We start from the raw sequence: 12,155 nt of genomic DNA, 5'->3' as shown, positions 1-12,155 counted from the left end.
GGCATCAAGCCGGCACCTCGCAATCCAGATGGGCGACGGCATCCCGGCTGACCTGCTCGCGCTGCTCGCCGGTCAGTTCGGTGAGCTGGCCCTGACGCATCTCCAGCAAGCGGTCGGCCAGGGAGAAGTAGTGATCGTCGTGGCTGATGGCGATCACCGTCTTGCCCATCTCTTTCAGGCGAGGCAGCAACAGCTGATAGAAGATGCGGCGGAACTGAGGATCCTGATCCGCGGCCCATTCATCAAACAGCATCACCTCGCGCTGCTCAGCCAGTGCCAGCAGCAGGGCGACCCGCTTGCGCTGCCCCTGGGAGAGATCGATATCGGCGATAAAGTTATCCTCTATGGCGAGCTTGCTGCCCATCTGCAACCGATCCAACCACTCGGCGATCAGCTCGGCCTTGGGCTCAGGCCCCAGCAGATGCTGAAACAGGTGATAGTCGGTGAAGATGGCGGAGAAGAGCGCCAGATAGGCGTTGCGATCCGTGACGGGTTCACCATCCAGCAGGATCCGGCCCGACACAGGCTGATAGAGACCGGTCAGCAGCATGGCCAGGGTCGATTTACCGGAGCCGTTGCCACCTATGATGAAGACCTGCTCCCCCTTCTCTATGGTGAGATTGATGGGGCCCACCGCGAAGCCACCCTCCCCCTGATAGTGAAAGCTCACCTGCTCCAGCTGGATGCGTTGCCAGGTGTGGGGTGCCGGTGGCAGCGGGAAGTCGGGATCCGGCTCGGCCAGCGCCAGTGCGGCTATCTTGTCGAACGCCACCTGGGCGGAAAGCAGGGTCGGCAAGGCGCCTATCCCCTGCAACAGCGGAGTGCGCAGGAACAGCAGGGTCAGGGCAAAGGTGGCGGCCACATTGGTGTTGGCCCAGCCGAGGCCATTGGCCAGGAAGAAGACCAGGCCTATGGCTCCCAGCATCATGATATTCGACCAGTTCACCGCGCTCAGGTGATAGGTGTCGGCACGGATGATCTGCTGGCGATAGTCACGGGCGTTCTGCTCATAGAGCTGGTGGTAGACGAAATGGGCCCGCTCGCGATTGAGCGCCAGCTCTTTGCTGCCGGCTATGATGGCCTGATAGTTCTGATAAAGGCGATCCTCCGCCTGACGCATGTGGGATAGATGGCGATAAACACGGTTCACCAGCAGCCAGCCCACCACCATGGTGACGGTGACCCAGAGTGCTGTGACGCCGAGCAGGGCCGGTGACAGCCAGCCGAGATAGAGGGCGGAACCAACAGTGAGCACCAGCCCCTGCACCAGCTCGGGTAGGCGCACGAAGGCGATGGTGATCTGGCCTATGTCGCTGGAGAGGGACGCCAGCAGCGGCCCCTGGCCAAGCTGGCGAATGCGGGCGACATCAGTATCCAGCAGTTGCTTGAGCAGACGGCCCCGCAACCGGTAGACGAAATGATGACCGAGTGTGGTCAGGGCCAATTGAGATCCGAGTGTGATCACCAGCAGCAACAGGATCAGGCCAAGCAGTTGGCCAAGTACCGGCAGCGGATCGCCGACGGATTCGACAAGAGATTGATTGATAAAGGCAATGACGCCGATCCCGCTCACTGCGCTAAGCAGGCTGAGCAGGGTTATTGCGATGAAGGGCCAACGATATTGGCGGTAAACCAGAGACAAGAGTTCCATGACGGGCCTGTATGCGGGGAAAAAGGGGTGGGAGTCACGACTCCCGCCCGACCTCTGTTACCAGCGGTAGTTGATGCTGCCCACCACGCTGCGCGGCTCGCCGTAGTAGCAGTAGTAGTCACAGCTGGCCACGTAGGTTTCACCCAGCAGGTTGTTGACGTTGAGCTGGGCTCGCCAGTTCTTGGCAAAGTCATACCCGATCATCGCATCCCACACGGTATGGGCCGGTACCTGGGCCGAACCATAGATGGGGTTGTAGCTGGCATCCACGGCGCCTATGCCGACACTGGAGCCGACATAACGCACGCCGGTTCCCAGTTCCAGACCGGAGGCAATTCCCTGCTGCACCTTGTAGTTGCCCCAGAAGGAGGCGATATGGCGCGGGATCAGGCTGGCACGGCGATCACCCTTGCCGGTGTCGTTGGTCTTGGCATCCGTGTAGGTATAAGCAGCGGTGAGACGCAGCGCCTCTGTGGCCTGCACGCTGCCTTCCAGCTCGACACCCTGGGAGGTCACTTCGCCGGCCTGGGTCTGCTGACCGGATCCTGTAGAGACGAGCGAGTTGGTCTGCTCCAGATCGAACAGGGCCAGATTGATGTAACCGTCTAGGAAGCTGGGGGCGTACTTGACGCCAGTCTCATACAGGGTGCCCTTGAGCGGCTTGTAGGAGTTCTGGGTATTGGGATCTATCCCGGGCAATACCTCGAACGACTCGGCGTAGGCAATATAAGGAGAGAGACCGTTGTCGGCCAGATACATCAGGCTGCCGGAGAGGGAGAGCTCGTGATCGTACTGCTTCTCCTCCTTGCTCTTGGCTTCGCTGATGTTGTGGGTCTCCACATAGTCGAAACGGCCACCACCGGTCAGCAACCAGCGATCGTCCCAGCGAATCTGGTGCTGGGCATAGAGGCCGCTCTGGCCCTTGGTGCTCTTCTGGTGGGTGGTGGTCGATTCGTCAAAACCGGGGAAGCCGCTGTAATCCGGGTTCATGGTATTGATGGAACCCATGCCGAAGTTGTCGGCTTCCTGACCTTCGTTGACGTGACGCTGCAGATCCAGCCCCAGCAGCAAGGTCTGCTCCGTGCTGTCCGTGTTCCAGTAACCCACCATCTGGTTATCCATGGTGGCACTCTTGGTGTCACCATCCCGGTAGACAAGCCCACGGTAGGCGGTCGTGCCTTCATAGGTCGGGAAAATATAGGTTTGGCGCAGCAGCAGATCGTTGTAGTTGAAGCGGACGTTCTGCTTGAACTCCCAGGTCTGGTTGAGCTGGTGGGCCAGCTCGTAACCGGCGGAGATCTGGGTGTTGCGATTGCGATCGTAATCCGGCTGGCTCAGGTTGGTGGAGGGATCAATCTGGCCACCGCTGGTATTGATAGTGCCATAGACAGGGAAGAAGCCGTTGGTCGGCACACCTTCGTCATGCTTGAAACTGGCCAGCAGGGTCAGGCTGGTACGATCCGATATATCCAGGGTGACGCTTGGCGCCAGATAAACCCTATCGTTATAGGTATCGTTCAGCACGCCGTCACGCTCGCTGTAGAGGGCGACCAGACGGTAGCGACTGTTGTCTGTCAATGCATCCGAGACATCCACCCCGATCTGGCGAAGATCCCGGCTACCCATCTGCAGATCCAGCTGCCCCTGCGGGGTGGCGGTCGGCCGCTTGCTGATGGCATTGATCACGCCGCCGGGAGGCGCCTCGCCGTAGAGGATCGAGGCGGGCCCTTTCAGCACTTCCACGCTTTCCAGACCGAACGGCTCTGGCGTCCACACATAGTAGCCGGTGCTGAACAGGCGATTGCCATCCAGATAGGAGGCGGCATCGAAGCCACGCACCTTGAACCAGTCGGCATCGTTGTCGGATCCGTAGGATTGGGAGAGCACACCGGAGCGGTAGCGCAGCGCTTCGTCCAGTTTCAGCACGGCGTGCTGATCCAGCTCCTCACGATTGACCACTGAGACGGCCCGTGGCGTCTCGGCCATCGGCACTTCCACCTTCATGGCAGTACCTGTCACCACCATGGTTTCGCTGGCTTTTGGCAATTCTTTCGGTTGTTCGGCCAGTACTGGCAGGCTTGCCAGCAGGCAGGAGAGCGGCAGCAGTTGCTGTGCCCCTCTCTTTCGCATCGCTGCGGTCAGGGTGTTTTTTTGCGCAATCATTATAAGTGTCTCAAATATCAATGAGTTGTTTCTGGTTTCTTATTATTGGTGACCGATCAAGCTGGTCTGCCCGGTTCCTCAGGCGAATAAAGCAGCGCAATGCTACTACAGGAGCCATGATCGAATCGATTCAATAATTGCTAATCATTTGCATCTGCATTGTTACCTAACGTATCAAAGCAGCAGCTGTCGGGCAGAAAAAGGAGGGATCAGACAAGCGCATTTCCGAGGAAAAGATCCGGGGCAGACGAAAAACGGGGGATCCTGCCTTATATAGGAAAAGAAAATAGGATCCATTATCCCCAAGCTTTATCCATATTTATCCACACCCTTTGGCGGTAGAATTCGGCTTTCCGTTTCTTTGTCTGAACTCAGGATCCATTCCATGGCCAAACTCAATCTCGTCGTCGGCTCCATGCTGGGCGCCGCCGAATATGTCGCAGACCACGTCGCCAACCTGCTGGAACAGGCGGGCCATCAGGCCGAGATCCACAATCCAGCCAGCCTGGCCGAGGTGCTGGCCGAGCCGGACGCCATACTGCTGGTGGTCACCTCCACCCACGGTGCCGGTGATGTGCCCGACAATCTGCAACCCTTCGCCAAGGATCTTGCCGAGCAGCATCCGGATCTTAATGCCTTGAAATATGGCGTGATCGCCCTCGGCGATAGCAGTTATGACACCTTCTGCCAGGGCGGCAAGACGCTGGATCTGCTGCTGAGTGAATGTGGCGCCAGCCGGATCGGGGATCGTCTCGACATAGATGTGACCCAGTATGAGATCCCTGAAGATGCCGCTGAGGCCTGGATCCAGGGCTGGATGCAGATGATCGCCTGATCAGGAGGTGGGAGATCCGGTAAAAAAGCCTTGATCTCCCCGTTTATCCCCAGATCGCTATCCACCAAGTTATTAACAGATTGATCCTGACGACTTGTTCTACACGGTTACCCACAATGCCCAGGGGTAATGTGCATAACTACCGTGTAAACCTCTGCAAAACCTATAGTTATCCATGTATGAGATCCAACCCGCTAGCCGCCTGTGTATAAAAGCACTGGTTATACCCTGGTTCACGGCCCCAGGATCCAAGCTTTTCCACAAGCTAGGATCGTCTTTAACACGATGATCTTTATGATCAAAAAGTGCTTATCAACAGAAAAGGTGGATCCTAATAAAAGATCCAATAAAAGATCGATCTAAAGATCCTTAAGATCTATTAAGTAGATCCTCCCTTCATTCTGAACGTTAAGTAGACGTTCCCCTCAGGGCGCGAAACAGATAGAATGTTCAGCCCCTCAGCCTAGGCAATCAACGATCTTCAGACGTGCAGATCAAGGTGATCCCCAATGCAATACCATGAACAATTTGATGTGATCGTCGTTGGTGGCGGTCATGCAGGAACCGAAGCAGCAACAGCGGCAGCCCGTATGGGCCTGAATACCCTGTTACTGACCCACAACATCGATACGCTGGGACACATGTCCTGTAATCCGGCGATCGGCGGGATCGGCAAGGGACACCTGGTCAAGGAAGTTGACGCCCTCGGTGGGATCATGGCGCGAGCCACAGATCTTGCCGGGATCCAGTTCCGTACCCTCAACTCCTCCAAGGGACCAGCGGTACGAGCTACCCGTGCTCAGGCGGATCGACTGCTCTACAAAGCCGTTGTTCGCCAGATGCTGGAGAACTATCCCAACCTGAAGATCTTCCAGCAGGCCTGTGATGATCTGATCATGGACGGGGATCGTGTTGCCGGTGTCGTTACCCAGAGCGGGATCCGCATCAGTGGCAAGACCGTCGTGCTGACGGTTGGGACCTTCCTGAACGGCTTGATCCACATCGGGATGGAAAACTACAAGGGCGGCCGCGCCGGGGATCCTCCCTCGATCGCCCTGGCTCAGCGGCTGCGCGAGATGCCGCTGCGCATCGATCGTCTCAAAACCGGGACGCCGCCACGGATCGACGCCCGCAGCGTCGATCTCTCCGTGATGCAGGCGCAGTACGGCGATGATCCGCGCCCTGTCTTCTCGTTTATCGGCGATGCCAGCCAGCACCCACGCCAGGTGCCCTGCTACGTCACCCATACCAACGAGCGTACCCACGATGTGATCCGCAACAACCTGGATCGCAGCCCCATGTACGCCGGGGTGATCGAAGGAATTGGCCCCCGTTACTGCCCGTCGATCGAGGACAAGATCACTCGCTTCGCGGACAAGACTGCCCACCAGATTTTTGTCGAGCCGGAAGGCCTGACTACCCACGAACTCTACCCGAACGGGATCTCCACCAGCCTGCCATTCGATGTGCAGGTGCAGATAGTGCGTTCCATTCGTGGTTTCGAAAATGCCCACATCACCCGCCCAGGCTATGCCATCGAATATGACTTCTTCGATCCCCGGGATCTCAAGGCCAACATGGAGAGCAAGTGCATCGGCAACCTGTTCTTCGCTGGCCAGATCAACGGTACTACTGGCTACGAAGAAGCCGCGGCCCAGGGCCTGATGGCCGGTTTGAATGCCGGTCTGCGTGCCCAGGGCAAGGATCCCTGGCATCCCCGCCGGGATCAGGCCTACATGGGCGTGATGATGGACGATCTCTCCACTCTGGGGACCCGCGAGCCTTACCGCATGTTCACCAGCCGCGCCGAATATCGCCTGCTGCTGCGGGAAGACAACGCCGACCTGCGCCTGACCGCCATTGGCCGCGAGCTGGGTCTGGTGGATGACGAGCGCTGGGGCAAGTTCAATATCAAGATGGAACAGGTGGAGCTGGAGCGTCAGCGCATGCGTTCGACCTGGATCCACCCGCAACATCCGTCACTGGAAGCGGTCAACGCCCTGGTCAACACACCGCTGACCCGTGAGCAGAATCTGGAAGAGCTGCTGCGTCGCCCCGAAGTGACCTACGATGCGCTGATGGCCATCGAAGGGGTTGGCCCGGCGCTGAGCGATCACGCCGCCGCCGATCAGGTGGAGATCCAGATCAAGTACGCCGGTTATATCGAGCGTCAGTACGACGAGGTGGAGAAGCAGTTGCGCAATGAGAACACGCTCTTGCCGCTGGACATGAACTACCGCGACGTCAACGGTCTCTCCAACGAGGTGATCGCCAAGCTCAACGATGCCAAGCCCGAGACCATTGGTCAGGCTTCCCGCATCTCCGGTATCACACCGGCGGCCATCTCCATCCTGCTGGTTCACCTGAAAAAACACGGCCTGCTGCGTAAAACCGCCTGAGGATCTTCATGCTGCAAAGATTGAACGGCCTGCTCATGCAGGCCGGTATTGTTATCACCGATACCCAAAAGACCCAGTTGGTTCAGCTTGTCGAGTTGCTGCACAAGTGGAACAAGGCTTACAATCTCACCTCGGTGCGTGATCCCGACGCCATGCTGGTCAAGCATATCCTCGACAGCCTGGTGGTGAGCGCTCACCTGCACGGTGAGCGCTTCATCGATGTGGGGACAGGTCCTGGGCTGCCTGGCTTGCCACTGGCCATCATCAATCCTGACAAGCAGTTCGTGCTGCTCGACAGTCTGGGCAAGCGGATCAACTTTATCCGCCAGGTGATCCAGGAGCTGGGCCTGACCAATGTGACGCCAGTCAAATCCCGGGTGGAAGAGTATCAGCCTGATGTGGGGTTTGATTGTGTGCTTAGTCGGGCTTTTGCCTCGCTAGAGGACATGCTGAGCTGGTGTCACCATCTGCCGTCCGAACAGGGCAGCTTCCTGGCGCTCAAGGGGCAATATCCCGAGCAGGAGCTGGCCCAGTTGCCTGCCAATATCCATCTGGTAGCCTGTCATGAATTGCGGGTACCGGAACTGGAAGGCGAACGTCATCTGCTGGAATTCAAACATATCCAGCCCGAATAGGGTCGCAGTTTCATTTAGGGGATAGTGTGGGAAAAGTCATCGCCATAGCCAACCAGAAGGGTGGAGTGGGTAAAACCACCACCTGTGTGAATCTGGCCGCCTCCCTGGCCGCTACCCGGCGCAAGGTGCTGGTGATCGATCTGGATCCCCAGGGCAATGCCACCATGGGCAGCGGCGTCGACAAATACGAAGTCGAGCGCACCGCCTACGAGCTGCTGATCGAAGATGCCCCCATCGCTGAAGTGATCATCCCCGAAACCTCGGGGGGCTATCACCTGATCGCCGCCAATGCCGACGTGACCGCGGCCGAAATCCGTCTGATGGAATTCTTCGCCCGCGAGATCCGACTGCGCAACGCCATTGCCTCGGTACGGGACAAATACGACTACATCTTCATCGACTGCCCGCCTTCTCTCAACATGCTGACCGTGAACGCCATGGCCGCCGCCGATTCCGTACTGGTGCCCATGCAGTGCGAATACTATGCACTGGAAGGGCTCACCGCTCTGGTGGACACCATCAGCAAGCTGGCAGCCGTGGTCAATCCGGAGCTGAAGATCGAAGGGGTGCTGCGCACCATGTTCGATCACCGCAACCGGCTGGCCAATGATGTGTCCGATCAGCTGAAACAGCATTTCGGGGACAAGGTCTATCGCACCATCATCCCCCGCAACGTAAGACTGGCGGAGGCCCCGAGTTTCGGAGCCCCGGCCATGCACTATGACAAATCATCGGTGGGCGCCAAGGCCTATCTGGCGCTGGCGGGCGAAATGCTGCGCCGCCAGGAGCAGGAACGTCCGGTGACCATCGCAGACCGAGAGAGCATATGACGCCGAAAAAACGTGGGCTGGGCAAGGGGCTGGACGCCCTGCTCAGCACCAGCACTGCCGCGCGCCAGAAACAGGTGATGAGCGACCAGCGTACCGAAGAGGCCATGGCCCCCACCAATCAGGGGGAACTGCGCAGGCTGCCGGTGGAGTGGCTGCAGTCCGGCAAGTACCAGCCGCGCAAGGATATGTCGCAGGATGCGCTGGAAGATCTGGCCAATTCCATTCGCGCCCAGGGCGTGATCCAGCCGATCGTGGTGCGCCCCCTCGGCGAGCAATCCTTCGAAATCATTGCCGGTGAGCGGCGCTGGCGAGCTTCCCAACTGGCCCGCCTCGACGTTGTGCCCTGCATCGTCAAGGATGTGCCTGACGAGGCCGCCGTCGCCATCGCACTGATCGAGAACATCCAGCGCGAAGATCTCAATGCCATTGAGGAGGCGGTTGCCCTGCAGCGGCTGCTGACCGAGTTCGAACTGACCCACCAGCAGGTGGCCGAGGCGGTGGGCAAGTCCCGCACCACAGTCACCAACCTGTTGCGCCTCAACCAGCTCAACGATGACGTGAAGCGCTTCGTCGAGCACGGCGATCTCGACATGGGCCACGCCCGTGCCCTGCTGGCCCTGAGTGGTCAGGCCCAGTCCGAACTGGCCAAGCTGGTCGCGCAGAAGGGGCTGACAGTGCGAGATACCGAGAAACTGGTGCAAAAAGCGCTGGAACCGGCAAAAGCCAAGGTTGAACCCGTGCGCGATCCACAGTTTGGTTATCTCGAGCGCCAGCTGTCGGAAAAAATTGGCAACCAGGTTCAGTTACAGGTTGGCAAGCAAGATAGCGGAAAGTTAGTAATAAGTTACGGGGATTTAACCGACTTGGACCGTATTTTGGGCTATTTTGGCCTGTCGGAATCGTGATTTTTACGCTTTTTGTAGTAATAAAACATCCATTCCTTTTGATATGAACATAACCTTAATTCTGTGCGGAAAGCCGCAAAAATTAAGGGTTTTTGTCATATTGCAATCACCGCCTTCAAGGGTATAATTTGACCGGCTTTTGGGGCTGTAAATTCGTGCGTGCCAACATGTCGATTTTTACAGTTCTGTAATGTTCAGGGGGCATTTGGTGGAGCAGAAATTAGCCTGGAAAGGTTTGACACTGGCCTTGGCTATACTTGCTTGCCAACTTACCCTGATCCTGGCTGTGAGTGCCACTTGGGCTCATCTAAGAGGTGTTCCGGCCGGATACGCATCCCTCTATGGGGGAGGCGTATATCTGATTCCACAACTCCTGTTCAGTCTGTTTACGTTGAGCCGGAAGCTTGGCCCCGGGAGTGCGGGCTGGGTGTTGTGGGATTTTTGTGTTGGAGCAGGGATCAAGCTGGTAAGTACTGTCGCACTCTTCGTGACAGTGCTCCTGTACGTCGAGGTGGAACATCTCCCCCTTTATGTCACTTATGCGCTCTCCCTGTTTTTCCAATGGGTCATCACGATCGTTCTCAATAACCGCTACTAGGAAAACTCATGGCTGCAACCGGAGAAGCCCTGACTACTCAGGGATACATCTCCCACCACCTGCACCATCTGCAAGTGGGTTCGGGGTTCTGGACGGTAAATATCGACTCCATGATATTTTCCGTTATCCTCGGCGCTCTGTTTATCTGGATATTCCGCAAGGTGGCCGCGACTGCGACCAGCGGTGTTCCGGGCAAGCTTCAGTGTTTTGTAGAAATGGTTGTCGAGTTTGTGGATGACACCGTCAAGGGTATCTTCCACGGTAAGAGCAAGCTGATCGCTCCGCTGGCGCTGACCGTGTTCATCTGGGTTTTCCTGATGAACCTGATGGACCTCATCCCGGTTGACTACCTGCCCTACACGGCACAAGTGCTGGGCATCCCCTACTTGCGAGTAGTTCCTTCCGCCGATGTTAACATCACCATGTCCATGGCTCTGGGAGTCTTCGCCTTAATCATCATTTACAGTATCAAGATGAAAGGTGTCTCGGGCTTTGTGAAAGAGTTGACCCTCAACCCTTTCAATCACTGGGCATTGATCCCTGTTAACCTCGCGTTGGAGTTGGTTACCCTGCTGTCCAAACCCATCTCTCTGGGTCTGCGTCTGTTCGGTAACATGTATGCCGGTGAACTGGTATTTATCCTGATCGCCGGTCTGCTACCGTGGTGGTCCCAATGGCTGCTTAGCGTGCCTTGGGCGCTGTTCCACATTCTGGTAATTACTCTGCAAGCCTTTATCTTCATGGTGTTGACCATTGTCTATTTGTCGATGGCCAGTGAAGACCATTAATCCTGTTACGTTTACTAGCTCTGTTTGGAGAATATAAAGATGGAAATGATTTACTTCGCCGCTGCAATCATGCTGGGTATGGCCGCTGTCGGTGCCGCTATCGGTATCTCTCTGCTGGGTGGCAAGTTCCTGGAAGGTGCTGCTCGTCAGCCTGACCTGATGCCTATCCTGCGTACCAACTTCTTCATCGTAATGGGTCTGGTCGACGCAATCCCGATGATCGTGGTCGGTATGGCTCTGTACCTGATTTTCGGGGTTGCAGCCTGATAAGTGATGCTGTTGTTATCACTTTCTTTTTAAATTTCATATAGAGAGGTCTTGGTTGTGAGTATCAATGCCACCCTCCTCGGTCAGACACTTGCTTTCATCATTTTTGTCTGGTGCTGCATGAAGTTTGTATGGCCGCCCCTGATGGCAGCCATCGAGGCTCGTCAGAAAGCTATCGCTGATGGTCTCTCTTCCGCAGAACGCGCCAAGAAAGATCTGGATTTGGCCAAGGCCAACGCCACCGATCAGCTGAAAGAAGCCAAGCTCCAGGCCGCACAAATCATTGAACAGGCTAACAAACGTAAAGCCCAGATCATTGATGAGGCGGCTGTTGGAGCACACACTGAGCGGGAAAAAATCCTGGCTCAGGGCCGTGCCGAGATCGACGCTGAACGTCATCGCGCCAAAGAAGAACTGCGCAAGCAGGTTGCTGCTCTTGCCATTGCGGGCGCAGAGAAGATCCTGGCGCGCCACATCGACCAGGCTGCCAACAGCGACATCGTCGACAAACTGGTAGCAGAACTGTAACGGGAACGGGGCTATGTCTGAACTGACTACAATCGCTCGCCCCTACGCCAAGGCTGCTTTCGAGTTTGCCGTTGAGCACAAGGCGGTTGACCAGTGGCTGGGGATGCTCGGCTTCGCTGCACAAGTAGCGGAGAACGAGACCATTCACAACCTGGTACACGGCTCTGTGGCTGCCGAAGAGCTCGCAAACCTGTTTGTGGGCGTCTGCGGTGAGCAACTCGACGAGCATGGCCAGAACCTGATCCGGGTAATGGCTGAGAATGGTCGCTTGGGTGTGCTGCCGGCGGTCCTTGCTGAATTTGTCGCGTTCAAGGCTGAACTGGATAAAGAAGTTCAGGCTGACGTGATTTCGGCGATCGAACTGACCGACCAGCAGAAAGCCAATATTCAGGCTTCTCTGGAAAAACGTCTCGCGCGCAAAGTGAAGCTGAATTGCAGCATGGATGCGTCCTTGATGGCCGGGGTGCTCATCAAGGCCGGAGATCTGGTTATCGACGGCTCTGTCCGCGGTAAGCTGGATCGCATGGCCGACGCGCTGCAATCTTGATTGGGGTAT

General features: G+C 57.0%; 12 protein-coding genes. 10 read left to right on the top strand and 2 right to left on the bottom strand.

Annotation, left to right across the window (positions count from 1 at the left end):
• Positions 1–4: 4 nt before the first annotated feature.
• Together ONZ54_RS22520 and ONZ54_RS22515 are read right to left on the bottom strand one after the other, a co-directional pair.
• A complete protein-coding gene (locus tag ONZ54_RS22520) occupies positions 5–1,651 on the bottom strand; it encodes a multidrug ABC transporter permease/ATP-binding protein (protein WP_271787202.1) in 1,647 nt (548 codons plus the stop codon).
• A 57-nt stretch (positions 1,652–1,708) separates the two neighbouring features.
• Positions 1,709–3,814 carry a TonB-dependent siderophore receptor gene (locus ONZ54_RS22515; protein WP_271787201.1) on the bottom strand — a complete coding sequence of 702 codons (2,106 nt, stop codon included), beginning with the start codon at positions 3,812–3,814 and terminating at the stop codon, positions 1,709–1,711.
• Between the two features lie 385 nt (positions 3,815–4,199).
• Here ONZ54_RS22515 and mioC point away from each other — a divergent pair, with 385 nt between their 5' ends.
• The 10 genes from mioC (at position 4,200) to atpH (ending at position 12,146) form a co-directional block, all read left to right on the top strand.
• Positions 4,200–4,649, top strand: a complete 450-nt coding sequence (gene mioC, locus ONZ54_RS22510; RefSeq protein WP_271787200.1) for an FMN-binding protein MioC — start codon at positions 4,200–4,202, stop codon at positions 4,647–4,649.
• 509 nt (positions 4,650–5,158) lie between these two features.
• Positions 5,159–7,048 (top strand): tRNA uridine-5-carboxymethylaminomethyl(34) synthesis enzyme MnmG, encoded by a 1,890-nt coding sequence (gene mnmG / locus ONZ54_RS22505; RefSeq protein ID WP_059169525.1) that lies wholly within the window; start codon positions 5,159–5,161, stop codon positions 7,046–7,048.
• A gap of 8 nt (positions 7,049–7,056) precedes the next feature.
• Positions 7,057–7,683 (top strand): 16S rRNA (guanine(527)-N(7))-methyltransferase RsmG, encoded by a 627-nt coding sequence (gene rsmG / locus ONZ54_RS22500; protein WP_271787199.1) that lies wholly within the window; start codon positions 7,057–7,059, stop codon positions 7,681–7,683.
• 26 nt (positions 7,684–7,709) lie between these two features.
• Complete coding sequence (locus tag ONZ54_RS22495) at positions 7,710–8,513, top strand: ParA family protein (protein ID WP_005319608.1); 804 nt, start codon at positions 7,710–7,712, stop codon at positions 8,511–8,513.
• On the top strand, positions 8,510–9,418 hold the full coding sequence (locus ONZ54_RS22490; RefSeq protein WP_021139940.1) for a ParB/RepB/Spo0J family partition protein: 909 nt from the start codon (positions 8,510–8,512) through the stop codon (positions 9,416–9,418). Before ONZ54_RS22495 ends, ONZ54_RS22490 begins: the two co-directional genes overlap by 4 nt.
• Before the next feature lie 190 nt (positions 9,419–9,608).
• Complete coding sequence (locus ONZ54_RS22485) at positions 9,609–10,016, top strand: ATP synthase subunit I (protein ID WP_087756831.1); 408 nt, start codon at positions 9,609–9,611, stop codon at positions 10,014–10,016.
• Between the two features lie 8 nt (positions 10,017–10,024).
• The gene (atpB, locus tag ONZ54_RS22480) at positions 10,025–10,804 is read left to right on the top strand and encodes a F0F1 ATP synthase subunit A (RefSeq protein ID WP_005319615.1); all 780 of its coding nucleotides are present in this window, start codon (positions 10,025–10,027) and stop codon (positions 10,802–10,804) included.
• A 39-nt stretch (positions 10,805–10,843) separates the two neighbouring features.
• Positions 10,844–11,071 (top strand): F0F1 ATP synthase subunit C, encoded by a 228-nt coding sequence (gene atpE, locus ONZ54_RS22475; RefSeq protein WP_370881544.1) that lies wholly within the window; start codon positions 10,844–10,846, stop codon positions 11,069–11,071.
• 57 nt (positions 11,072–11,128) lie between these two features.
• Positions 11,129–11,599, top strand: coding sequence for a F0F1 ATP synthase subunit B (gene atpF, locus ONZ54_RS22470; protein ID WP_005319619.1), 471 nt, complete (start codon positions 11,129–11,131; stop codon positions 11,597–11,599).
• Positions 11,600–11,612: 13 nt separating this feature from the next.
• Entirely contained in the window at positions 11,613–12,146 is a 534-nt protein-coding gene (gene atpH, locus ONZ54_RS22465) for a F0F1 ATP synthase subunit delta (RefSeq protein WP_005319621.1), read from the top strand.
• The last annotated feature ends 9 nt before the right edge of the window (positions 12,147–12,155 follow it).

Source organism: Aeromonas salmonicida (assembly GCF_028355655.1).
Lineage (GTDB): Bacteria > Pseudomonadota > Gammaproteobacteria > Enterobacterales > Aeromonadaceae > Aeromonas > Aeromonas salmonicida.
Note: the sequence above shows the minus strand (reverse complement) of the source record. Positions and strands in the feature narration are given on the sequence as shown.

What these genes read in the sequence shown, in the direction of transcription:
- ONZ54_RS22520 (WP_271787202.1), bottom strand. Translation starts at nt 1,651, where the DNA reads ATGGAACTCTTGTCTCTGGTTTACCGCCAATATCGTTGGCCCTTCATC.
- ONZ54_RS22515 (WP_271787201.1), bottom strand. Translation starts at nt 3,814, where the DNA reads ATGATTGCGCAAAAAAACACCCTGACCGCAGCGATGCGAAAGAGAGGG.
- mioC (WP_271787200.1), top strand. Translation starts at nt 4,200, where the DNA reads ATGGCCAAACTCAATCTCGTCGTCGGCTCCATGCTGGGCGCCGCCGAA.
- mnmG (WP_059169525.1), top strand. Translation starts at nt 5,159, where the DNA reads ATGCAATACCATGAACAATTTGATGTGATCGTCGTTGGTGGCGGTCAT.
- rsmG (WP_271787199.1), top strand. Translation starts at nt 7,057, where the DNA reads ATGCTGCAAAGATTGAACGGCCTGCTCATGCAGGCCGGTATTGTTATC.
- ONZ54_RS22490 (WP_021139940.1), top strand. Translation starts at nt 8,510, where the DNA reads ATGACGCCGAAAAAACGTGGGCTGGGCAAGGGGCTGGACGCCCTGCTC.
- ONZ54_RS22485 (WP_087756831.1), top strand. Translation starts at nt 9,609, where the DNA reads ATGTTCAGGGGGCATTTGGTGGAGCAGAAATTAGCCTGGAAAGGTTTG.
- atpB (WP_005319615.1), top strand. Translation starts at nt 10,025, where the DNA reads ATGGCTGCAACCGGAGAAGCCCTGACTACTCAGGGATACATCTCCCAC.
- atpE (WP_370881544.1), top strand. Translation starts at nt 10,844, where the DNA reads ATGGAAATGATTTACTTCGCCGCTGCAATCATGCTGGGTATGGCCGCT.
- atpH (WP_005319621.1), top strand. Translation starts at nt 11,613, where the DNA reads ATGTCTGAACTGACTACAATCGCTCGCCCCTACGCCAAGGCTGCTTTC.